This is a genomic window from Azospirillum soli (genome assembly GCF_017876165.1).
In the GTDB taxonomy this organism is placed as follows: Bacteria; Pseudomonadota; Alphaproteobacteria; order Azospirillales; family Azospirillaceae; genus Azospirillum; species Azospirillum soli.
Genome location: NZ_JAGINQ010000001.1, coordinates 385,572 through 407,723 on the forward strand (window position 1 = coordinate 385,572; position 22,152 = coordinate 407,723).

Annotated in this window: 24 protein-coding genes and 4 tRNA genes; 11 read left to right on the plus strand and 17 right to left on the minus strand. The window is 66.8% G+C overall.

All coding sequences use genetic code 11. The features are described from left to right. Nucleotides 1-209: 209 nt before the first annotated feature. The 10 genes from rplL to J2852_RS01890 all read right to left on the minus strand — a co-directional run bounded on the left by rplL (nt 210) and on the right by J2852_RS01890 (nt 5,250). Nucleotides 210-587, minus strand: a complete 378-nt coding sequence (rplL, locus tag J2852_RS01845; protein ID WP_209870012.1) for a 50S ribosomal protein L7/L12 — start codon at nt 585-587, stop codon at nt 210-212. A 58-nt stretch (nt 588-645) separates the two neighbouring features. After that, nucleotides 646-1,164, minus strand: a complete 519-nt coding sequence (gene rplJ, locus J2852_RS01850; RefSeq protein ID WP_209870014.1) for a 50S ribosomal protein L10 — start codon at nt 1,162-1,164, stop codon at nt 646-648. A 279-nt stretch (nt 1,165-1,443) separates the two neighbouring features. Next, complete coding sequence (gene rplA / locus J2852_RS01855) at nt 1,444-2,148, minus strand: 50S ribosomal protein L1 (protein WP_209870017.1); 705 nt, start codon at nt 2,146-2,148, stop codon at nt 1,444-1,446. Nucleotides 2,149-2,152: 4 nt separating this feature from the next. After that, entirely contained in the window at nt 2,153-2,584 is a 432-nt protein-coding gene (rplK, locus tag J2852_RS01860) for a 50S ribosomal protein L11 (protein ID WP_209870019.1), read from the minus strand. A gap of 139 nt (nt 2,585-2,723) precedes the next feature. Further along, nucleotides 2,724-3,254: a transcription termination/antitermination protein NusG gene (nusG, locus tag J2852_RS01865; protein WP_209870022.1), complete on the minus strand. Its 531-nt coding sequence runs from the start codon at nt 3,252-3,254 to the stop codon at nt 2,724-2,726. A 5-nt stretch (nt 3,255-3,259) separates the two neighbouring features. Beyond that, nucleotides 3,260-3,457 carry a preprotein translocase subunit SecE gene (gene secE / locus J2852_RS01870; protein WP_209870026.1) on the minus strand — a complete coding sequence of 66 codons (198 nt, stop codon included), beginning with the start codon at nt 3,455-3,457 and terminating at the stop codon, nt 3,260-3,262. Nucleotides 3,458-3,538: 81 nt separating this feature from the next. Then, nucleotides 3,539-3,614: transfer RNA gene (locus J2852_RS01875), tRNA-Trp, on the minus strand. 140 nt (nt 3,615-3,754) lie between these two features. Further along, a complete protein-coding gene (tuf, locus tag J2852_RS01880; RefSeq protein ID WP_209869998.1) occupies nt 3,755-4,945 on the minus strand; it encodes an elongation factor Tu in 1,191 nt (396 codons plus the stop codon). A 79-nt stretch (nt 4,946-5,024) separates the two neighbouring features. Next, nucleotides 5,025-5,098: transfer RNA gene (locus J2852_RS01885), tRNA-Gly, on the minus strand. A 66-nt stretch (nt 5,099-5,164) separates the two neighbouring features. Then, nucleotides 5,165-5,250 (minus strand) — tRNA-Tyr (locus J2852_RS01890). A gap of 143 nt (nt 5,251-5,393) precedes the next feature. Between J2852_RS01890 and rlmB the strand changes: the two genes are divergently transcribed. Further along, a complete protein-coding gene (rlmB, locus tag J2852_RS01895) occupies nt 5,394-6,260 on the plus strand; it encodes a 23S rRNA (guanosine(2251)-2'-O)-methyltransferase RlmB (RefSeq protein WP_209870029.1) in 867 nt (288 codons plus the stop codon). A gap of 123 nt (nt 6,261-6,383) precedes the next feature. Here the strand turns inward: rlmB and J2852_RS01900 are convergent, their stop codons facing one another. Further along, complete coding sequence (locus J2852_RS01900) at nt 6,384-8,318, minus strand: bifunctional 2',3'-cyclic-nucleotide 2'-phosphodiesterase/3'-nucleotidase (RefSeq protein ID WP_209870032.1); 1,935 nt, start codon at nt 8,316-8,318, stop codon at nt 6,384-6,386. A 143-nt stretch (nt 8,319-8,461) separates the two neighbouring features. Here J2852_RS01900 and J2852_RS01905 point away from each other — a divergent pair. Both J2852_RS01905 and J2852_RS01910 read left to right on the plus strand, forming a co-directional pair. Continuing rightward, nucleotides 8,462-8,537: transfer RNA gene (locus J2852_RS01905), tRNA-Thr, on the plus strand. Between the two features lie 93 nt (nt 8,538-8,630). Then, the gene (locus J2852_RS01910; RefSeq protein WP_209870035.1) at nt 8,631-8,912 is read left to right on the plus strand and encodes a hypothetical protein; all 282 of its coding nucleotides are present in this window, start codon (nt 8,631-8,633) and stop codon (nt 8,910-8,912) included. 87 nt (nt 8,913-8,999) lie between these two features. On the opposite strand, the gene J2852_RS01915 is transcribed toward J2852_RS01910, so the two are convergent. Further along, nucleotides 9,000-9,572, minus strand: a complete 573-nt coding sequence (locus J2852_RS01915) for a polysaccharide biosynthesis/export family protein (protein WP_209870037.1) — start codon at nt 9,570-9,572, stop codon at nt 9,000-9,002. Between the two features lie 228 nt (nt 9,573-9,800). Beyond that, complete coding sequence (locus tag J2852_RS01920; protein ID WP_209870040.1) at nt 9,801-11,099, minus strand: outer membrane beta-barrel protein; 1,299 nt, start codon at nt 11,097-11,099, stop codon at nt 9,801-9,803. Nucleotides 11,100-11,486: 387 nt separating this feature from the next. Here J2852_RS01920 and J2852_RS01925 point away from each other — a divergent pair, with 387 nt between their 5' ends. From J2852_RS01925 to J2852_RS01955, 7 genes are all read left to right on the plus strand, one after another. After that, complete coding sequence (locus J2852_RS01925) at nt 11,487-11,660, plus strand: hypothetical protein (protein WP_209870043.1); 174 nt, start codon at nt 11,487-11,489, stop codon at nt 11,658-11,660. Between the two features lie 343 nt (nt 11,661-12,003). Beyond that, nucleotides 12,004-12,444, plus strand: a complete 441-nt coding sequence (locus J2852_RS01930) for a MarR family winged helix-turn-helix transcriptional regulator (RefSeq protein ID WP_209870046.1) — start codon at nt 12,004-12,006, stop codon at nt 12,442-12,444. Nucleotides 12,445-12,604: 160 nt separating this feature from the next. Further along, the gene (locus J2852_RS01935) at nt 12,605-13,825 is read left to right on the plus strand and encodes an ABC transporter substrate-binding protein (RefSeq protein ID WP_209870049.1); all 1,221 of its coding nucleotides are present in this window, start codon (nt 12,605-12,607) and stop codon (nt 13,823-13,825) included. Between the two features lie 145 nt (nt 13,826-13,970). Further along, on the plus strand, nt 13,971-15,812 hold the full coding sequence (locus tag J2852_RS01940) for an ABC transporter permease (RefSeq protein ID WP_209870052.1): 1,842 nt from the start codon (nt 13,971-13,973) through the stop codon (nt 15,810-15,812). Then, nucleotides 15,809-16,552, plus strand: coding sequence for an ABC transporter ATP-binding protein (locus J2852_RS01945; RefSeq protein WP_209870055.1), 744 nt, complete (start codon nt 15,809-15,811; stop codon nt 16,550-16,552). The genes J2852_RS01940 and J2852_RS01945 overlap by 4 nt, the downstream gene beginning before the upstream one ends. Further along, nucleotides 16,549-17,280 carry an ABC transporter ATP-binding protein gene (locus J2852_RS01950; protein ID WP_209870058.1) on the plus strand — a complete coding sequence of 244 codons (732 nt, stop codon included), beginning with the start codon at nt 16,549-16,551 and terminating at the stop codon, nt 17,278-17,280. Before J2852_RS01945 ends, J2852_RS01950 begins: the two co-directional genes overlap by 4 nt. A gap of 59 nt (nt 17,281-17,339) precedes the next feature. Beyond that, entirely contained in the window at nt 17,340-17,702 is a 363-nt protein-coding gene (locus J2852_RS01955) for a hypothetical protein (protein ID WP_209870061.1), read from the plus strand. A 3-nt stretch (nt 17,703-17,705) separates the two neighbouring features. Here the strand turns inward: J2852_RS01955 and J2852_RS01960 are convergent, their stop codons facing one another. Together J2852_RS01960 and otsB are read right to left on the minus strand one after the other, a co-directional pair. Continuing rightward, on the minus strand, nt 17,706-17,951 hold the full coding sequence (locus tag J2852_RS01960; RefSeq protein ID WP_209870064.1) for a hypothetical protein: 246 nt from the start codon (nt 17,949-17,951) through the stop codon (nt 17,706-17,708). Between the two features lie 62 nt (nt 17,952-18,013). Then, nucleotides 18,014-18,838, minus strand: a complete 825-nt coding sequence (gene otsB / locus J2852_RS01965; protein ID WP_343206660.1) for a trehalose-phosphatase — start codon at nt 18,836-18,838, stop codon at nt 18,014-18,016. Between the two features lie 434 nt (nt 18,839-19,272). Between otsB and nagA the strand changes: the two genes are divergently transcribed. Next, nucleotides 19,273-20,409, plus strand: a complete 1,137-nt coding sequence (gene nagA / locus J2852_RS01970; RefSeq protein WP_209870077.1) for an N-acetylglucosamine-6-phosphate deacetylase — start codon at nt 19,273-19,275, stop codon at nt 20,407-20,409. A 243-nt stretch (nt 20,410-20,652) separates the two neighbouring features. On the opposite strand, the gene J2852_RS01975 is transcribed toward nagA, so the two are convergent. Beyond that, nucleotides 20,653-20,901 (minus strand): hypothetical protein, encoded by a 249-nt coding sequence (locus tag J2852_RS01975; RefSeq protein WP_246499239.1) that lies wholly within the window; start codon nt 20,899-20,901, stop codon nt 20,653-20,655. Between the two features lie 274 nt (nt 20,902-21,175). Beyond that, a complete protein-coding gene (locus tag J2852_RS01980; protein WP_209870083.1) occupies nt 21,176-22,081 on the minus strand; it encodes an ROK family protein in 906 nt (301 codons plus the stop codon). Nucleotides 22,082-22,152 lie beyond the last annotated feature (71 nt).

Consider the following 22,152-nt stretch of genomic DNA (forward strand, 5'->3'; position numbering starts at 1 on the left):
GTATCGTGAGTGCGCTGGACCTAGGTACGGCGGCGGCCGCGCGGGCCGTCCCCCTCCCCGGTTATCGGCCCGGAAATTGGGACGGAAAGAGCCGGACCGGGGAACCCGGTCCGGTGGAAGGCAGAAAACGCCGTGCGGCGGCGGGCTCCGTTTCGGGAGCCAGCCGCCGTTCGGCGTGGATATATGGTATCCGTCGCAGCAAGACGGTCTTACTTAATATCGACCTTCGCGCCAGCCTCTTCAAGCTGCTTCTTGATCTTGCCGGCCTCGTCCTTCGACACGCCTTCCTTGACGGTCTTCGGAGCGCCCTCGACGAGGTCCTTGGCTTCCTTCAGGCCCAGGCCGGTGATGGCGCGGACTTCCTTAATGACGTTGATCTTCTTGTCGCCGGCGTCGGCGAGGATGACCGTGAACTCGGTCTGCTCTTCGGCCGGGGCGGCGGCAGCGGCGGCCGGGCCAGCGGCGGCGACGGCAACCGGAGCGGCGGCGGAGACGCCCCACTTCTCTTCGAGGAGCTTCGACAGCTCGGCGGCCTCGAGAACGGTCAGGGCCGACAGGTCGTCGACGAGCTTCTGCAGATCAGCCATTTTACTACTCCAACAACTCGAATTTCTGGGTTCAGTGATAAGCTAGGCTTCAAGCGGCTCAGGCCGCCTCGTCCTTCTTCGCGTAGGCCGCCAGCACGCGGGCGACCTGGCCGCCCGGAGCCTGGAGGACACCAGCGATGCGGGTCGCCGGGGTCTGGATCATGCCCACGAGCTTGGCGCGCAGTTCGTCCAGCGACGGGAGCGTGGCGAGAGCCTTGACTCCCTCCGCGTCGAGGAGCTGGTCGCCGAGACCGGCACCGACGATCTGAAGCTTATCGTTGGACTTGGCGAAGTCGGCCACCACTTTGGCGGCCGCGACGGGGTCCTTCGAATAAGCGATCGCGGTCGGCCCCTTGAAGAGACCGTCCAGACCTTCGAACTGCGTGCCCTGAAGGGCGCGGCGGGCGAGCCGGTTCTTCGTCACCTTGAAGCTGGCACCCGCGGCCCGCACCTTCGCACGCAGGTCGGTGACTTCCGCCACCGTCAGGCCGAGATGGTGGGTGACCACCACCAGGCCCGTGTCCTGGAGCTTCGAATGCAGGTCCGCGATCGTCGCTTCTTTTTGTGTACGATCCACGGATCGCCTCCTTGCACAGAGGTTTACGAGGAGCCCCTTCCCTTTCGGGTCGACGCCCCGGTGAAAACCTGTCCCAGAAGTTCAAGCCGTTCCGGTGCGCGAGGCAGGCCCCGCGTGGTTAACGGTTCAACTCCCGTCTGCGCTGGCTGGGTATTATGCCTCCTTTCCCTATCGGGATTGGAAGCACCAGCGGTCTCGGACAGGGTGGGCGCCTCCCGCGGGAGACACCCGGTCACCGCCAGCCCTCTTGCGAAGGACCGGCGGTGAAACTCAGGTCACTCAGGCTTGGCCGGCCAGAGTGGCGAGATCCAGCTTCACGCCCGGACCCATGGTCGAGGACAGCGACACCTTCTCGATGTACTGGCCCTTGGCACCGGTCGGCTTGGCGCGGGTGATCGCGTCAACGAAGGCGCGGACGTTCTGGACCAGAGCCTCTTCCGAGAAGCTGGCCTTGCCCACGCCGGCGTGCACGATGCCGGTCTTCTCGGCGCGGAACTCAACGGCGCCGGCCTTGGCGGCCTTGACAGCGCCAGCGACGTCCGGGGTCACGGTGCCGAGCTTCGGGTTCGGCATCAGGCCGCGCGGGCCGAGCACCTTACCGAGCTTGCCGACGACGCCCATCATGTCCGGGGACGCGATGCAGCGGTCGAAGTCGATGTTGCCGGCCAGGATCTTCTCGGCCAGATCGTCGCCACCGACGATGTCCGCACCGGCGGCCAGCGCCTCGTCGGCCTTCGGGCCCGGACGGACGAACACGGCGACGCGGACGGTCTTGCCCGTGCCGTTCGGCAGGTTCACGACGCCACGGACCATCTGGTCGGCGTGGCGCGGGTCGATGCCGAGGTTCATGGCGATCTCGATGGTCTCATCGAACTTCGCCTTGGCCGAACCCTTCAGCAGGCCGACAGCGTCTTCCAGCTTGTAGAACGAGTCGCGGTCAACCTTCGAGTAGGCGTCCTTCAGACGCTTGCCCAGCTTCGCCATGGGATCAGCCCTCCACCACTTCGAGGCCCATCGAGCGGGCCGAGCCGGCGATCATGCGCGCGGCGGCCTCGACGTCGTGGGCGTTCAGATCGGCCATCTTCTTCTGGGCGATCTCACGGATCTGGGCGGTCGTCACCTTGCCGACGAAGCCCTTGCCGGTGGTCTGCGAACCCTTGTCGACGCCCGAGGCCTTCTTCAGGAAGTAGGAGACCGGCGGGGTCTTGGTGACGAAGGTGAAGGTACGGTCGCCGTAGGCGGTGATCACCACCGGAATCGGCATGCCGACTTCCATGTCCTGCGTCTTGGCGTTGAACGCCTTGCAGAACTCCATGATGTTCAGACCGCGCTGACCGAGCGCCGGGCCGATGGGCGGCGACGGATTCGCCTTGCCGGCCGGAACCTGCAGCTTGATGTAACCGACGATTTTCTTTGCCATGTCACAACCTCCAAATACGACGCCCCGATAGGCTTTGAAGCGTCGCGGGGTTCTGCGGTGCGGCTATGGCGGGCCTTCCGCAGCAGAAAGGAGCACGTGACTTTCAATCACGTGCCCCGGGAAAAACCTTACAAGGACCTTAGACCTTCTCGACCTGGGTGTACTCCAGCTCGACCGGGGTGGAACGGCCGAAGATCGACACCGCAACCTTGAGGCGGGCCTTCTCCTCGTCGACTTCCTCGACGATGCCGTTGAAGGAGGTGAAGGGGCCGTCGCTCACGCGCACCTGCTCGCCCACCTCGAAGGTGATCGAGGGCTTCGGGCGCTCAAAGCCTTCCTGCACCTGATGGATGATCCGCTCGGCCTCGCGCTGGGAAATCGGCTGCGGCTTGCCGCCGCCACCCAGGAAGCCGGTGACCTTCGGCGTGTTCTTCACGAGATGCCAGGACTCGTCCGTCAGATCCATCTTGATCAGGACGTAGCCGGGGAAGAACTTACGCTCGGTGTTGATCTTGGAACCCCGGCGCACCTCGACCACTTCTTCGGTCGGCACCAGAATTTCTTCGAACTTGTCTTCCAGACCCTTCTGAGCCGCCTTTTCGCGGATGGCCTGGCAGACCTTTTTTTCGAAGCCCGAATAGACGTGTACGACGTACCAGCGCGCGGCCATGGCGATCAGGCTCCCAGCCCAAGAATCGTTCGGACGGAGAAGGCCAGCACCTGATCCACGACGAGGAAGAAGAGCGCAGCCAGCACCACCATCACGAAGACCATGGCGGTCGTCACGCCGGTCTCCTTGCGGGTCGGCCACGTCACCTTGGCGACCTCGCGGCGGACCTCGCGCGCGAATTCTGCGGGATTCACTTTAGCCATCGTAGACCGTGCGAGCTCCGGAGCGACTTATGGGCGCCGCTTTCTGCCCTTTGTTATCTGCTCTTTTTTAGCGAGACGGGATGGCAGGAGTGGAGGGGCTCGAACCCCCAGCCCCCGGTTTTGGAGACCGGTGCTCTACCAATTGAGCTACACTCCTATCGCCGTCCGGCTCTGCTACCCCCGGAGGGAGCGGAGCTTATAGCGTACTACGACCTTAGAACCTAGAGAAAAATGACTAAGGTCGGTAAAAACTCCGCCGTCGGCCCACCGGACCGACGGCGGAGGCAGGCTATACCATTACTGAACGATCTTGGCAACGACGCCGGCGCCGACGGTGCGGCCACCCTCGCGGATGGCGAAGCGCAGGCCCTCGTCCATGGCGATCGGGGCGATCAGCTCGACGTCCATGGCGACGTTGTCGCCCGGCATCACCATCTCGACACCTTCCGGCAGCGACACCATGCCCGTCACGTCGGTCGTGCGGAAATAGAACTGCGGCCGGTAGTTGGTGAAGAACGGCGTGTGGCGGCCACCCTCTTCCTTGGTCAGGATGTACGCCTCGGCCTTGAACTTGGTGTGCGGGGTGATCGAGCCCGGCTTGGCCAGAACCTGGCCGCGCTCCACGTCCTCGCGCTTGGTGCCGCGCAGCAGCGCGCCGATGTTGTCGCCGGCCTCGCCCGAGTCGAGCAGCTTGCGGAACATCTCGACGCCGGTCACCGTGGTCTTCTGCGTCGCCTTCAGGCCGACGATCTCGACCTCGTCGCCGACCTTGACGATGCCGCGCTCGACGCGGCCGGTCACCACCGTGCCACGGCCGGAGATCGAGAACACGTCCTCGATCGGCATCAGGAACGGACGGTCCTTCGGACGCTCCGGCTGCGGGATGTAGGCGTCGACCTCGGCCATCAGCTTGAGCACCGCGTCACGGCCGATCTCCGGCGAGCGGTCCTCCAGCGCGCACAGGGCCGAGCCCTTGACGATGGGGATCTCGTCGCCGGGGAACTGGTAGGAGGACAGCAGCTCGCGCACCTCCAGCTCGACCAGCTCCAGCAGCTCCGGGTCGTCGACCATGTCGACCTTGTTCATGAACACGCACAGCGCCGGCACGCCGACCTGGCGGGCGAGCAGGATGTGCTCGCGGGTCTGCGGCATCGGGCCGTCGGCGGCCGACACGACCAGGATGGCGCCGTCCATCTGCGCCGCCCCGGTGATCATGTTCTTGACGTAGTCGGCGTGGCCCGGGCAGTCGACGTGCGCGTAGTGGCGGTTGGTCGTCTCGTACTCGACGTGCGCCGTCGAGATCGTGATGCCGCGCGCCTTCTCTTCCGGCGCCTTGTCGATCTGGTCGTAAGCGGTGAAGGTCGCACCGCCGGACTCGGCCAGCACCTTCGTGATCGCCGCGGTCAGCGACGTCTTGCCGTGGTCGACGTGGCCGATCGTGCCAACGTTGCAGTGCGGCTTGTTCCGCTCAAACTTTGCCTTCGCCATCGCTTTGGTCTTTCGTTCCCGACGTTCCGGACGCACACAATGGCCCGGCCGAGATCGTCACCCCTTTTCGCGCGCGGGCTGGAGCGGGTGAGGGGAATCGAACCCCCGTCGTAAGCTTGGAAGGCTTCTGCTCTACCATTGAGCTACACCCGCCTAAACTCAAGCCCCGCCGGCGCGACTGTCCGGGCAATGCGATCACGGACAAGCCGTGGAAAGTAGTGGTGGAAGGGGCTGGATTCGAACCAGCGTACGCTGACGCGGGCAGATTTACAGTCTGCTGCCTTTAACCACTCGGCCACCCTTCCTCAGTCCGCTTCGGGCTGGGCCCGTCGCGGAGTTCGGCACTATGAGAATTTTTCGGGCCTTGTCAACACGTCTGAAGCAGTCCAAACCAGAAATCTGTGAATAAGCGGTTCGACGCACTCTCCTCCCCTGCCAGCCGGACATCATGACCCGTTCGAAGAAGCCCTCCCCCTCCCATTCCCATGGCCATTCCTCCAGTGCCGAACGCCGCGACTACGCTGGCGCGGAGCGCCGGGAGCCGCGCCCGGACCGGGGCTCCGCTCCGCGCGGCGCGCAGGGCGTGTGGCTCTACGGCCTGCACCCGTCGGCCGCCGCCTGGGTCAATTCGGAACGGCGCATCCACCGCCTGCTGGTGACCGAGTCGGGCCGCGCGGCCATGGAACCGGCGATGGCCGAGGCCAAGGCGAAGGGGCTGAACCGTCCCGGCATCACGCGGGTGGAACGGGCCGATCTGGACCGCTTGCTGCCGCCCGGCGCGGTGCACCAGGGAATCGCGCTGGACGTCGCCCCGCTGCCCGAGGTCGGCATCGAGGATATCTGCGCGGCGTCCGAATCCGATTCGTCGGCTCTGGTGGTCGTGCTGGACCAAGTGACCGACCCGCACAACGTCGGCGCCATCCTGCGCTCCGCCGCCGCCTTCGGGGCCAAGGCGGTGCTGGTGACGGAGCGGCACGCGCCGGAGACCACGGGCGTGCTGGCCAAGAGCGCGTCCGGCGCGCTGGAGGTCGTGCCGCTGGTGCGCGTCACCAACCTCGCCCGCGCGCTCGGGGAGCTGCAGGAGGCGGGCTTCTGGAGCGTCGGCCTCGCCGAGTCGGGGGCGCAGACGCTGGCGCAATGCAACCTGACCGGACGCACGGCCCTGGTCATGGGCGCGGAGGGCAGCGGCCTGCGCCGCCTGACCATGGAACGGTGTGACGTGATCGCGCGCCTGCCGACCCAGGGACCGGTCGGCAGCCTGAACGTTTCCAACGCCGCCGCCGTGGCGCTGTACGAGGTCGCCCGGCTGCGCTAAGGCGGCAGACGGATCAGAGATTCACCACCAAGACACCAAGACACCAAGAATCCTCGGCTTGGCCGCGCTGAAGCTCCTTGGTGTCTTGGTGTCTTGGTGGTGAATTCTCTCCTGTGCGGGCGCTTACTTCGCCAGCCTGATCGCGTATTTGGCGAAGCCGTTCGGCGCGTCGCCGGCCGGGGTGATTCGGCCATCCGCCGGCAGCACGTCCTTCGCCTTCGGCGACGACTCGAAGGTCACCAGCGGGTTGCCGTCCAGCGCGGCGAAGCGCCAGTTGCCGTCCGACGACGGGTTGATGGTCTTCTGGTCGTAGAGGTAGGTGATCAGCGCCGTGCGGTTCTCGTCCGGCGCCTCGATGGCGATGCTCTTGCCGTCGAGGCCGGGGAACTTACCGCCGCCGCCAGCCCGGTAGTTGTTGGTGGCTACCAGGAACTTCTGTGCGCCGTCGATGGGCTTGCCCTGGTAGGCGAGGTTCCGGATGCGGTGCGACTCGGGATTCACGACCTTGCCATCCATGTCGTAGCGCCAGGGCTGGCTGAGGTCGATTTCGTAGGTCACGCCATCGATGACGTCGAAGTTGTAGGACGGGAAGGCAGCGTTCAGCAGCGGCTGCTCCTCTGTCTTCTTCGGGTCGATGGTGTTGAACATACCGGCGGACATTTCCAGCCACTCCCGCACCTGATCGCCGGTCATCACGACCGCGCGCAGCGTGTTGGGGTAGAGGTAGAGGTCGGCGGCGTTCTTGATGGCGATCGGGCCGGGCGCCACGTCGGTGTAATAGTCGGCCCCGTTGCGCCCGCCCGCTTTGAAGGGGGCGCCGGCCGACAGGATCGGCAGCGTTTCCAGCTCCGTCCCCTTCACCAGCCGCTGCACGTACCAGGTCTGGGCGTTGGTGACGATCTGGATCGACGGGTCGTCCTGCACCAGCGCGAAGTAGCTGTGGATGCGGGCGTTCGTCTCGCCCACCGGCTTGCGGACATAGGCCAGGGTTTCCTCATGGATCGCCTTGGCGCCCTGCTCCACCGCCGGCTCCGAGTCGACCAGTGGCACGCGCTGCTTGTCCTTCAGTTCGGAGATGGCGCGAGTCGAGGTTCGCCCGTCGGCGACGGTCCAGCGGCCGCCGTCCTTCTCCAGCGTCAGGTCCACGATGCCCAGATGGCTGCCCCAGAAGCCCGGCATGACCACCGGCTTGCCGTTGATGGTGCCCTTCTCGATGTCGGCGCCGGGCAGCTTGGCGAAATCAGGGCCGGGGAAGACGCGGTGCTGGTGGCCGGTCAGGATGGCGTCGATGCCCTCCACCTGCGTCAGGTGATAGCCGGCGTTCTCCTCCCCGCCCTGGCGCGGGTCCGGCGAGATGCCAGTGTGGGCCAGCGCAACGACGAGATCGGCGCCCTTGGCGCGGATTTCCGGCACCAGGGCCCTGGCGGTGTCCACGATGTCGCGGGTGACCACCTTACCGTCCAGATGGCTCTTGTCCCAATTCACGATCTGCGGCGTGACGAGGCCGATGACGCCGACCTTCAACGCCTGTTCCTTGCCGGCCTCGTCGGTGACCTTGGCGTCAATGATCCGGTACTGGTCGAAATAGGGCTTGCCGTCGGCGTGGAAGACGTTGGCCGATACGATGGGAAATTTCACCCCCGCCATCACCGTCTTCAGATAGTCGAGGCCGTAATTGAACTCATGATTGCCGAGCGTGCCGGCAGCGTAACCGAGCTGGTTCAGCGCCGCGTAGACCGGATGCTCCTCGCCGGGTTTCAGCCCCTTCTCACGCGCCACATAGTCGCCCAGCGGGTTGCCCTGGATGATGTCGCCATTGTCGAACAGCAGCGTGTTCTTCGCCTCCTCCCGCGCCTTGCGAATCAGTGTGGCGGTGCGGGCGAAGCCCTGGGTCACGTCCTCCTTGTCGCTGTAGTAGTTGTAGGGAAGGATCGCGACGTGCAGGTCGGTCGTCTCCAGGATGCGCAGCTTCACCGTGCTGTCGGCGGCCAGCGCCGGAAGCGTCAGGGCCGTGGTGGCGGCCAGCGCCAGCGCGAACAGAGCGGACGTCGGTCTCATGAGCTCTCCCCGTTTTGGAATTATGAACGTTCGCCCAAGGGACGCGAAGCCGCAACCGATCCGTCATCGCTTGGCCGAAGGTGCAGGTGCCGCTTGTCCCGCGCGGCGCGGGACGCTAGTGTATGCGCCCGCCGCAAGGGCGCGCCGGTTTAGCTCAGTTGGTAGAGCAGCGGTTTTGTAAACCGAAGGTCGCGGGTTCGAGCCCTGCAACCGGCACCATTCCCCCGTCGAAACGGCGGGAACCAGACCAAGGCTCTACGGGTTGGTGCGGACGAGCATCCGCAACCAGAATCACCCGCCGAGGTCCCTTTCATGGCCGATCACACCGACAAGTCCGTCCCGCCGCCGAACGCGGCGGCGCAGCGCCTGCGCGACGCCACCGACCGGGGGCTGACCGGCGACAAGGTGCCGGCCGCCGACCCCGCCGCCGCCCCGCTGGGCACCGACGACGAGGCCGCCGGCACCCGCTCCCCGCCCGAGATGGCCGTCGACCGGGAGGTCCCGAAGGACCAGCGCACCCCGTCCGGCCACGCCAAGGGCGACGACGCATTCATGAAGGGCGATTACGGTTCCCGCGCCAAGCGGGACGAGTAAGGCCAGTGAATAAAGGCGAAAAAAGCGAAAGCCCCCTTCCCCGATTCGGGGAAGGGGGCTTTCGCCGTCAGGCTGGCGTCCAGGCGATCAGAAATACCGCTCGGGGATGCGGACCACGTCGTCGGGCATGACCGGCGTGGTGATCGGGGCCTTGCGCAGTTCCTTCTTCGGATCGCTGCCGCGGGTGATCAGCACATACTCTTCCTTGGCGCGGTAGGTGTAGCCGCCGGCCATGGCGACGGCCGACAGCGCGGTCATGCCGTTGACGTACTGGTACTGGCCGGGGTTGCGGACCTCGCCCAGGATGAAGAACGGGCGGTGGTTCATCACCTCGACGCTGACCTTAGCGTCCTTGACGTAGCCCTGCGACAGGCGCCGGGTGATGTCGGCCTCCAGATCGCGCGCCGTGCGGTTCTTGGCCGGCACCTCGCCGATCAGCGGCATGGCGACCTTGCCCGAGCCATCGACGCGGAATTCGCCCGACAACTGCTCCTCGCCGAAGACAATGACGCGCAGCGCGTCGCCGGAACCCAGCTTGTAGTCGGTCATCTCGGCGACCGGAGTCGACTCGGGCGGTGCGTCCATGCCGGCGCAGCCGGCCATCGCGGCGGCGGCGATCACGGTCAGCCCAAGCGCACGGAACATATGACGTCGATTCATCCCAAACCCTTCCTTGCTCGTGAGGACAACGGGGCGGGCGTCCCCTCGCGAACAGTCCGGCCCCCAGCGGTCTCGGAGGGAGACTAGCAACTCACACGCGCTTGGGAAAAAGTGGAGAGGAAGTAATGCCAACGGGGGAAAAGAACTCGCGCCCTTGTATAGGCAAAAACACAAAAAAGGCGTCTGCCGGTTGACAGACGCCCTTTTGCCGAAGCTCGGAGACTTGTATTACATCTGAGCGCCGACGCGCAGATAGACAAGGTTATCCGAGAAATCGAAACCACTGAGGTTCGAATTACGCTTTTCGTAAGTATAGCCGCCGCTCAGGAACAGATAGCGGTTCATCTGGTAGGTGGCGCCAGCGCCTAGCGTGTAGACGTTGTCGGTGCGGTCCACGCCGTTGAAGTCGTCCTGGCGCCACTGGACGCGGCCGTTCAACAGCAGAGTGCGCAGCAGCTCATGATCCACGCCGATGGCGGCGATGGTGCGGTCGTAGCTGGACGCGATCTGACCGCCACGGGTGAAGGTCGTCTCGCGGATGCGGCGGCTGATCGACCCGGTGACCGAGGTCAGCTGCGTCACGGCCCAGTTCACCCGGCCACCGATGGCCAAGCCGCCGAAGTCCTTCAGCTGCGGATCGTCGTAGTTCCTGTTCAGATAGCCCAGGTAGAACTCGCCGGTAATCAGGCCGGTCAGGTCGGTCGAGACGCCGGCCACCACCTCGTAGCCGTTGGAGTCGCGATCGATGCCGCCGAAGTCGCGGTCCAGACGGTAGCGGGTCCAGGAATAGGTGCCCTGGATGAAGGTCTCGTAGCCGTCGATGAACTCATAGCCAACGCGGGCGGTGCTGGCGTAGTCCCAACGGTCGCGATCCTCCTGCGACGGCTTGGTGCCGTTGACCAGCCGGGTGTCCTCGTAGGTGGTGTAGTGGGCGAGGCCCGACAGGCGCGCGCGGATGCGGTTGAAGCGCTGCGTGTAGCCGGCCTCGGCGCCGCTGGTGTAGTAGACCACCGGCTCCGCGTAGGTGGTGGCCGACAGCAGCGAGCCCGTGGACACGTCCGGATCGGACCGGCCCTCATGGTCGCGGCGGTTGAACACCAGAGCGTCGATCGAGCCGTTGCGGGACAGGTCGTAACGGCCGTCGGCCTGGAGGCGGTAGTCGGTGTAGTTCTCGCTCTTGAAGTCGAAGTAGCGGCCGAAGTTGGCGGCACCCGAGAAGTTCAAGGCGTGGTTGTTGAAGTCCGAGCGGACATCCAGGCGCGGCGCGGTGACCCAGATGGTGTCGTCGCGCTTGTTGTTCTCGGTCGCGAAGACGTTGCTCTCGTGGGTGAAACCCGTCTCGATGCGCGGCAGGATGCGGAACGAGCCGGCGCGGACGCCGAGCTGCTCGACCTCCGGACGACGGCGCTCAAGCACGGTTTCACCGCGCTGCAGTTCCTGTGCGTTCGCGGGCACGGACGCCGGCAGTGCGGTCAGCACCGTGGACGTGAGCGCGAGGGCGAGGATGGACAGGGAGCTGGGCTTCATGGGTCACCGCGCAAGGCTGAAATCAAAGGGCTCAAATCGGTCGAGAATGGCCGAACGGCCGGCGAATTGTGCAATCCCCGCTCCGGATGAAGCGGACAGTCGCCGCAAAGTCAACTCACGGCGTGGTTCCAATGCAACAGTGAAGCCGGCCAGCCTCGGTTTTTACGCGTCCGTGTGTTGTTGGCGCAACAAGACTTGCGCCGGGCGCGCGTTTCCCCGATTCGCCTGCGAACAATTATAGCGAAGGTCATAGAACCCTGACGCAAGGTGCGCGGAGCGCGCCAACGGGCCGGGCGCGACTCCGGACTTCAGACCCGAAGGAGGGGAACCGGCGGGCGAAGCGTCCGTTCACAGGGGACCTGTCGTCAATCCGCCGAAGGGTCCGACATGACCAAGCATCTGGACACGCCACCGCCGCCCAAGTCACCGAAACGCCCGGCCGACGACCATATGCCCTCCTACACGCCCGGCGGCGTGCCGGCGCCGGAAGGCGACGTGCCAAAGTCCGAGCGCGAAAAGACTCCACCCCCAAACACCTACCCACCTAAGCAGAATCCCTAATTGAAGTGCGGCCTCCCCCCTTGGTAGGACCAAGGAGGCATTGGCACGGCGATAAACGCCCGCTGGTATACGGACCATCGACTGTTCCGGATCTGCAGCGTGTCGCGGTAACGAATGCTTTAGGTTATTAAACCGTGAACGCCCAGAACTGTGGCTCTATGCCGCAGCGATGGGCGTTGCCTGCCTTCGATTGCGTACCTAGGCTAAATCCTGGGGCGTATAACTTTTTGCGCGAATTCGAAGGATTCTCCGAGTCTTAGCGCATGCATCCGGGTGCGACGCCCCGGAGCCCGCCCGCCTTCTCCCGGAACGAAGGCGGACATCGCAAAGCTTGTGTGCGCTCATGGACGATACCGGCCGTACGCCGCCCGACGACTACACGCTGTCCGAACAGGTGCACTACCGCCTGCGCCGGGCACACCAACGCGCGTCATCCATTTTCCTGGATACGATCGGCAATGCCCAGCTGACACCCACCCAGTGGGCGGCGATGGTGACGCTGCGCAACGAGGGCGCCCTGTCGCAGAACCAGCTCGGGCGTCTGACCTACATGGATCCGGCGACGACTCAGGGGGTCATCCTGCGCCTCGTCGAACGCAATCTGGTGGAGCGCCAGCCCGACCCGCAGGACCGGCGCCGCACCAGCGTCCGCCTGACCCGCACGGGGCAGGCGCTGGTCAGCAACCTTCTGGCCAACGCCGCGGCGGCGCATGACAGGACGCTGGAGCCCCTGTCGACGGACGAGCGCAGCACGTTCCTGGGGCTGCTCGCGCGCCTGATGTAGCATCCGACCGCGGCGAATGCGGCGCAACGGAACGGTGACTTTTGTCGTGGGTTTGCTATGAACGCAGCCATGCGTTCGCGCAGCCTCACGCCTCGGGCAGCCGTTGCACGTGGTTGCACCGACCGTTCCGCCAACCGCCGCACCGGGTAAACGCAGGACCATGAACCGCCGCCAGACCCTTTCGCTGCTGGGCACCGCCGCGCTCATCGCCGCCACCCAGACCGCCTTTACCTTGCCCGCCTTCGCACAATCGCAGCCGATCCGAATCGGCGAGGTGAACAGCTACACCGGCCTTCCCGCCTTCACGATTCCCTATCGTCAGGGCTGGCAGCTCGCGGTGGAGGAGGTGAACGCGGCCGGCGGGTTGCTCGGCGGGCGCACGCTGGAGGTCGTCTCACGCGACGACGCGGGCAAGCCCGACGACGCCGTGCGCGTCGCGCAGGAGCTGCTGAGCAACGAGAAGGTGGAGCTGCTGGCCGGCACCTATTTCTCGCACGTCGGCCTCGCGGTGGCGGATTTCGCGGCGCGCAACAAGGTGCCCTTCGTGGCGGCCGAGCCGCTGACCGACGCCATCACCTGGACCAAGGGCAACCGCTACACCTTCCGCCTGCGCCCCAGCACCTACATGCAGGCCTCCATGCTGGTGGACGAGGCGGCCAAGCTGCCGGCCAAGCGCTGGGCCACAGTGGCGCCGAACTACGAATACGGCCAGTCCGCGGTGGCCTGGTTCAAGCAGCTTCTGAAGGAAAAGCGCCCGGACGTGGAGTTCGTGGCCGAGCAGTGGCCCGCCCAGGGCAAGCTGGAGGCCGGCCCGACCGTGCAGGCGCTGGCCGCCGCGAAGCCCGATGCGATCTTCAACGTCACCTTCGGCGCCGACCTCGCCAAGTTCGTGCGCGAGGGCGAGGGGCGCGGCCTGTTCCGCAACCGCACCGTCGTCAGCCTGCTGACCGGCGAACCGGAATATCTGGAGCCGATGAAGGACGAATCGCCCGAGGGCTGGATCGTCACCGGCTACCCCTACGAGCAGATCGAGACGCCGGAGCACAAGGCCTTCCGCGACGCTTATCAGAAGCGTTTCAACGACTTCCCGCGTCAGGGTTCGGTCGTCGGCTACGCCACCTTCAAGGCCATCGCCGCCGCCATCGAGAAGGCCGGCTCGACCGATCCGGAGAAGGTCGTGGACGCGCTGTCGGGCCTGCAACTGACCAGCCCCTTCGGCCCGATCACCTTCCGCGCGTCGGACCATCAGGCGACCATGGGCGCTTACGTCGGCAAGACCACGGTGAAGAACGGGCGCGGCACCATGACGGAGTGGCGCTATGCCGATGGCGCCAACTACCTGCCGTCGGATGAGGCCGTAAAGAAGATGCGGCCGGAGTGAGAAAGCCCTCGCAACGGGCCCCCATCCCAACCTTCCCCCACTTCGCGGGGGAAGGGGCTTGATCCCCTCCCCCGTGCGCAGCATGGGGGAGGGTTAGGGTGGGGGCCCGCCGCGATGATGCCACCACGATAGGCGCGGCCCTGACATGTCCTTCTATCTCGTCCAGTTCCTGAGCGGCCTTGCGGCGGCGGCGACGCTGTTCCTGGTGTCGTCGGGGCTGACCATCGTGTTCGGCGTGACGCGGATCGTGAATTTCGCGCACGGCTCCTTCTACATGCTGGGTGCCTATCTGGGCTGGAGCCTGATCGAGCGCTGGGGAACCACGCCGCTGGGCTTCTGGGGCGGTGTCGCGCTGGCCTCGCTGGCGGTCGGGGCGCTGGGCGCCCTGATGGAGGTCGGGCTGTTGCGCCGGCTCTACCGCTCGCCGGAGCTGTTCCAGCTGCTCGCCACCTTCGGCGTCGTGCTGGTGATCCAGGACGCGGCCTCCTACGCCTGGGGGTCGGAGGATCTGCTCGGACGCCGCGCGCCGGGGCTGAAGGGCTCGGTGGATATCCTCGACCAGCCTTTTCCTCTCTACGATCTCGTGCTGATCGCCCTGGGGCCGGTGGTGCTCGGCCTGTTGTGGCTGCTGTTCAACCGCACGCGCTGGGGCACGCTGGTCCGCGCCGCGACGCAAGACCGGGAGATGGCGGCGGCGCTGGGCGTCGATCCGGCCAAGCTGTTCACCGGCGTGCTGTTCCTGGGGTCGGCGCTGGCCGGGCTGGGCGGTGCCTTGCAGGTCCCGCGCGAGGCGGTGAACCTGCACATGGACATGTCCATCGTGGTCGAGGCCTTCGTGGTGGTCGTGGTCGGCGGCATGGGAAGCCTGACCGGGGCCTTCGTCGCCTCGCTGCTGATCGGGCAGTTACAGGCCTTCGGCATCCTGGTCTTCCCGCAGATCACGCTGGTGCTCGTCTTCCTGTTCATGGCGGTGGTGCTGGTCATCCGCCCCTACGGCCTGCTCGGCCGCAAGGAGGAGGCGCCGCCCACGGCGGCCAGCCCCGGCCCGCCGCTGGTCCTGGCGACGGGACTGGTGCGCTGGGTCCCTGCCCTGCTCCTTCTTCTGCTGGCTCTGGTGCCGCTGGTGGCCGGCGACTACGCGCTGATCGTGCTGACCGAGGTGGTCATCCTGGCGCTGATGGCCGCCAGCCTGCATCTGCTGATCGGGCTCGGCGGGCTCGTCTCCTTCGGGCACGCGGCCTATTTCGGGCTGGGCGCCTATGGATCGGCGCTGCTGGTCAAGCATCTGGCGGCACCCATGCCGCTGGCGCTGGCGGCGGCCCCCGTCCTGGCCGGAGTCGGGGCGCTGATCGCCGGCTGGTTCTGCGTGCGGCGGTCGGGGCTGTATTTCGCCATGCTGACGCTGGCTTTCGCGCAGATTGCCTGGTCGGTGGCGTTTCAGTGGTACGGCTTCACCGGCGGTGACAACGGCATCCTCGGCGTCTGGCCGCCGGATTGGGCGGCGGGCAAGGCCGCCTATTATCTGCTGACGCTGGCGCTGGCCGGGGGAACGCTGTTCCTGCTGCGCCGGGCGGCCTTCGCGCCCTTCGGCTACACGCTGCGCGCCGGGCGCGACTCGGCGCTGCGGGCGGAGGCGGTGGGCATCGACGTGCGCCGGCACCAGTGGTACGCCTTCGCGCTGGCCGGGTCGGCGGCGGGGCTGGCCGGCGGGCTCTACGCCTTTTCCAAGGGCAGCGTGTTCCCGACGCTGATGGCCGTGCCGATGTCGGTGGACGCGCTGGTCATGGTGCTGATGGGCGGCATCCAGACGCTGAGCGGCCCGGTCGTGGGTGCTGCGCTGTTCCACCTGCTGGAGACCGAGGTGATGAGCCTGACCGAGTGGTGGCGTCTCGTCCTGGGCCTCGTCATCATCGTGCTGGTGCTGGCCTTCCCCAAGGGGGTGGCCGGCTTCGTCCGGGACCTGTGGATGCGGAGGAAGGAGGCATGAGCCGCCTCGTCGTCGAGAACCTGCAACGCTCCTTCGGCGGGGTGAAGGCGGTGCGCGGCGTGTCCTTCAGCCTCGCACAGGGAGAGGTTCTGGCGCTGATCGGCCCGAACGGGGCGGGCAAGACGACCTGCTTCAACCTGCTGAACGGACAGCTTCGCCCCGATTCGGGGACGGTGCGGCTGGACGGCGTGGACCTCGTCGGGCTGCCGCCCCGGCGCATCTGGCGGCTGGGCGTCGGACGCACCTTCCAGATCACCGCGACCTTCGCCTCCATGACCGTGCGCGAGAACGTGCAGATGGTCTTCCTGTCCTGCCGCCGGCGCCTGTTCGGCCTGTGGCAGCCGGCCGTTGGCTGCTTTCGCGACGAGGCCCAGAACCTGTTGGAGCGTGTCGGCATGGGCGCGCAGGCCGACCGGCCCTGCGGCGTGCTGGCCTATGGCGATCTTAAGCGGGTGGAACTTGCCATGGCGCTGGCCAGCGACCCGAAGATCCTGCTGATGGACGAGCCCACCGCCGGCATGGCCCCGGCGGAACGGCTGGAGCTGATGGCCCTGACCTCCGCCCTGGTGCGGGAGCGCGGGCTGGCCGTGCTGTTCACCGAGCATGACATGGATGTGGTGTTCGGTCACGCGACGCGGATCATCGTGCTCGACCGCGGCCAGTTGATCGCCGAGGGACCGCCCGAGGCTGTGCGCGCCGACGAACGCGTGCAGGCCGTCTATCTGGGGACCGCCGCATGAGCCCCCAAACACCCAACACCGAACCTCTGTTGACCGTTCAGAACCTTCAGGCCTGGTACGGCCGCGCGCACATCCTGATGGGCGTGGACCTGACCGTCGGCCGTGGCGAGGTGGTGGCGCTGATGGGCCGCAACGGCGCCGGCAAGACCACCACCATGAAGGCGGTCATGGGCCTGATGGACACGCGCTCCGGCGGCGTGTCCTTCGACGGGCGCGATGTTTCCGCCCTGCCTCCGCACCGGATCGCGCGGCTGGGCCTCGGCTACGTGCCGGAGGACCGGCGTGTCTTTACCGAACTGACCGTCGAAGAGAATTTGGAGGTCGGCCGCCAGCCGCCCCGCCCCGGCGCTCCCTCCTGGACGCCACAACGCCTCTACACGCTGTTTCCGAACCTCGCGGAGATGCGCGGCCGGCGCGGCGGGCGGATGAGCGGCGGCGAGCAGCAGATGCTGACGCTGGCCCGCACGCTGATGGGCAACCCGTCGCTGCTGCTGCTCGATGAACCGTCGGAGGGGCTGGCCCCGCGCATCGTCCAGCAGATGGCCGAGGCGATTCGCGCGCTGAAGGCGGAGGGGCTGTCGGTGCTTGTGTCCGAACAGAACCTGTCCTTCGCCGCCGCCGTCGCCGACCGTGCCAGCGTCATCGAGAAGGGCCGCATCCGCTTTGACGGCCCCATGCAGGCCCTGCTGGAAGACGATACCGTGCGGCGACAATATCTCGCGGTGTGAGCCGATTGCCGGACGCCGATTACCATGCCATCACGCTTCCTCAACCACAGGAGGAAACGATGAGGGCGCTTTTTCTCGGAGCACTGATGATGACCGTCCTGACCTCCGCCGCGCAGGCCGACGCCCCCGGCGAGTTGCTGACCCCCGCCCAGATCGAGGCCGCCTGGGTCGGCAAGACCCTGAAGGCCCAGTCGCCGAAGGGGAAGAGCTACACGCTGAACTTCAAGGCGGACGGCAGCGCCGAGATCAGCGGCGATTTCCAGGACAAGGGGACGTGGCGCCTGTCGGACACCGGCTACTGCACCACCTGGCCCGGCATCCACGGCAAGGAAAACTGCTTCGCCGTGCGCAAGGCCGGCAACCAGTACACGACCATCGCCGCCGACGGGTCGGTGAACGCGACGATCACCGTCGCCGAGTAACCCTCACGCCAGCATGTCGAGCAGACGGTTCGTGTTCTCCTGGGCCGTCTGCATCACCTTGGCGTTGGCGGCGAAGTCCATCTGCGCCGAGGTGACGCTGACCACCACCGCCGGGTTGAGGTTGCCGGCAGCCAGCTGGCTGGCGGCGTCCTGAACGCGCGCCTGCGCGTCCGCCATGCCCTCCAGCGCGTTGGCTTGCGGCTGCGCCAGCATTGGAATGCTCGGGGCGCCGGTCGGGCTGATGTCCATGGCGGGGACTCCTCATGTCGGTCCCGCCGAGGCTACACCCGATCCGGTAAAGCTTCGATGAATTACGAATCCGCCAGCCAGTCGGCCAGACGTTCCAGAAAGGCCGCCGTCTCGGCCGGATCCTTCAGGCTCCAACCGGCGGCGGTGGCGCTCGGCGGGTCCATCACCCGGATGCCGATTCCCCGACCCGCCCCCTCACGTGCAGCCAGGGCGCGGAAGGCGTCCTCGTCGGTTTCGTCGTCGCCGATGTAGAGCGGCGCCGTGTCCGGCCCGGCCAGCCCCAACGCGTCGAGCAGGGCCAGCACCGCGCGCCCCTTGTCCCAGGGCAGGTTCGGGCGCAGTTCGTGAATTTCCTTGCCGCCGGTGACGCGAAGCTGCCCATGGTCGGCGGCCACGTTGCGCACCGCCTCGGCCACGGTGGGCTTGTCCGCCGGAGCCGCCTGACGGGTGTGCACGGCGATGGCAAATCGTTTGCGCTCCACCAGCACGCCGGAAAGGCCGGACAGGCGGGCCTTCAGCTCGGACTCGGCGCCGCCCAGCTCGTTCAGATATTCCAGGCCGATCTGGGTGCGCAGGCTGGGGCCGCGAATGTCGAAGCCGTGGCTGCCGGCGTAAACCAGTTCGTCCAGCCCGACATGGCGCGCCACGTCGTCCAGGTCACGGCCGCTGACCACCGCCACCGGGCACAGAGCCGCCAGCCGCCGGATCGCCGCACGGACGGACTCGTCCAGAACGGCAAGGTCCGGCCGCTCCACGATGGGGGTCAGGGTTCCGTCATAGTCGAGGAAGACGGCCGGATGCCGGTCGCCCAGGAGTGCGGCGAAGTCGTCGAAATCCGCGAGTGCGGACGGTTTCTCCGTCCTTTCGTTCGTTATCGGCTCAGCCACGGTACCGGTCTCCAACGCTTTCATTCGTACAGTTACGAACAACGGGCCGGGCCGTCTGCGGGTCCGAGCAGTCTACCGAAAGAAGTTGTGGCTGCCGCGCAACAGTACACCCCAAAAAGCTTCGACCCCACGAGGGGGCCGTCGCTTGGGGGTTGCACGCCCCTAAGATTTTGTTAATTTTGCAGTGCAGCAAGCGATTGCTGCTTCGCCCTTCTTGGGCGTTTCCTCCCTAAACTCAGGCCGCTGTTTTCAGCGGCCTTTTTTCTGCCAGAAACCCGTTACCTCTGGCAATCCCTGACGAAGGACATACCTCTTCAGCGTCTCCCACTATCTCCTTGGCGGAAGGCGGGGAGCACCCGGCGCTTTGCCTTGCGTACAAGGCCCGTTTGGCGCTTAAGCTGCCCGCCCATAGCTTCCGGTCGGGGAACAAGTCCTTGAAAGCGCTGGTCAACGCGACGATTCACACCGGCGAAGCGGTGCTGCCCGAGGCGGCCGTGCTGATCGACGGCGGCACCATTCTGGACGTGGTGGCGCGCGGCGACGTGCCCGCTGACGCCGAAACGCTCGACCTCGGCGGCGGGGTGCTGGCGCCCGGTTTCATCGATCTTCAGGTCAACGGGGGCGGCGGAGCCCTTTTCAACGATTCGCCGGACGTGACGACGCTGCGCCGCATTGCCGAGGCGCACCGGCGCTTCGGCACCACCGGGCTGTTGCCGACCTTCATCACCGACGACGCGCAAAAGCGCACCGCCGCCGTGGACGCTGTCCGCGCCGCGATGGCCGAGAGCGTGCCCGGCGTGCTGGGCATTCATCTGGAAGGCCCGCACATCACCGCCGAGCGGCGCGGCGTCCACGACGCCCGCTTCATCGCGCCGCCCAACACCGCCGACCTCGCCCTGCTGAACGGGTTGGCCGGGTTGCCGTCGCTGGTCACCCTCGCCCCCGAGACCGTCGCGCCCGATTCGATCCGCGCGCTGGCGGAGGCCGGGATCCGCGTCGCCGCCGGCCACACCGCCGCCAGCTGGGCGCAGGCCAAGGCGGGCTTCGCGGCGGGGATCAGCGGCGTCACCCACCTGTTCAACGCCATGAGCCAGTTGGGCTCGCGTGAGCCGGGAATGGTCGGCGCCGCGCTGGAGGACGATTCGGTCTGGTGCGGCATCATCGTGGACGGGCATCACGTGCACGACGCGTCGGTGCGGCTGGCCTGGAAGGCGAAGGCGCGCGGCAAGCTGTTCCTGGTCACCGACGCCATGCCGCCAGTTGGGGCCGAAGGCGGCTTCCAACTGTACGGCCAGACCATCCGGGTGGAAGGCGGGCGTTGCGTCACCGCCAATGGCACGCTGGCCGGCTCCGCGCTCGACATGGCGACGGCGGTGCGCAACTGCGTCACTCGGATCGGCGTTCCGCTGGATGAGGCGCTGCGCATGGCCTCCGCCTATCCGGCGGACTTCATGGGCTTTTCCGAAACACGCGGGCGCATCCGGCCGGGGCTGGCCGCCGACCTCGTGCATCTGGACGATGGGCTGGCGGTCCGCGCCACCTGGATCGCCGGAAAAATGGCAGTCCTGTAAACAGAATCGCTGCACGCGCGCGCAAAACTGTCGTATAGAGGCGTCCGACCCTGGATCGAGGAGAGTCCCATGGACATCGCGCTGATGGTTGCCGCCCTCGTGTTCTTCTTCTGGCAGACCATTTCCGAGTGATCGGTCCCAGAACACGATAAGGTACGACAACGCCGAAAGGGCGGCTCCCGACCGGAGCCGCCCTTTCGCGTTTCGGCGTTTCAGCACTGTCGCTTCGGTGCTGTCGGGGGCTTACTCGGCCGCCGCCGGGAAATCGGGCTGTAGACGTTCCAACCGCGCGTGCGCCGCCGCGATCAGCCGAAGCGTTTCCATGATGGAGCCGATGGCCTCGTGCAGGTCGGCCTGCCCATCGGGCGACGGAATGGCGGACAGGGCGGTTTCAAGCTCGTCCGTCGCGTCCTGAAGCCGCGCGCAGGCCTGCTCCAGATGCCGTGCCGTGCTGGCGGCACTTGCAGAACGCGCACGGGGCGAAACGCCCATACCCAGATATGCATTACGATTTGCAAAATGCAACGACGCCGTGTTCGTCCCGGCGCGCACCCCAATCTTTCTGCGAATCATGGCCCTGCTCCGTGTTGATTGATAACAACCGGAGCAAGAGCCGCGCCAATTCATTGCAACACCCCAAAGCGAATTAGCATTCGCTTTGGATTCATATGGCCTCATTCGCCGGCCGGGCTTCGGCCGCCAATGTCCAAACAGAAGGCTGGCGGCCGGGACCGCCGTCGCGGTCCAAAGCGGATCGAAATCCGCTTCAGCGGGCGCCCGGCGGCCACAGCCACGCCGCGCCGCGCATGCCGCTTTCCGCCCCATGCCGGGCACGGACGAAGCGCGTGCGCGGCGCCGGACTGAGCGCCCAGTTTCCCCACAGGGCCGGCACCGCCTCATACAGGCCCGGCAGGTTCGAAAGCCCACCACCCACCACGATGGCGTCGGGGTCCAGCAGGTTGATCACCGCCGCCAGCGCGCGGGCCAGCGCGTCGGCGTGATGGGCGAGCGTAGCGGCGGCTCTCACGTCGCCCTCCAGCGCCCGCGCGGCGATCTCGGGCGAGGTCAGCGGTTCGCCCGTACGCCGCGCGTGCAGCCGGGCGAGTCCCGCCCCGCACAGCAGCGTCTCGATGCAGCCGTCCCGACCGCAGCCGCAACGCTCCGGCGGGCCGTCCTCGTCCCGGTGCCACGGCAGCGGCGTGTGCCCCCATTCCCCGGCCAGCGCGTTGGCGCCCGGCAGGATGCGGCGGTCCACGACGATGCCGCCGCCGACGCCGGTGCCCAGGATAATCCCGAACACGACGCCAGCCCCAGCCGCAGCGCCGTCCACCGCCTCCGACAGCACGAAGCAGTTGGCGTCGTTGGCAATCCGCACCGGCCGCCCCAGCTTGCTGGCGAGGTCATCGGCGAAGGCGCGCCCGTCCAGCCAGGGCAGGTTCACCGCCCGCACCGTTCCCGCCGCCGCGTCCACGATGCCCGGCAAGCTGACGCCCACGGTGGCACCCGCGACGCCTGCCTGCCTCTCCAGCGTAGCGACCGTGTCGGCCAGCGCCCTCAGCGTCCCGTCATAGTCGCGCGGCGTGTCGGCACGGTGGCGCGCCCGCTCGCCCCCACCCTGATCGAGGAGGGTCGCGGCGATCTTCGTGCCGCCGAGATCGATGCCGATGCGCATGGAACGTCCGTGCTGTAGGCCCAAGGGAGGAAGCCAGAGGCAATGGGGTGGCAACCCTATACCGCAGCGAA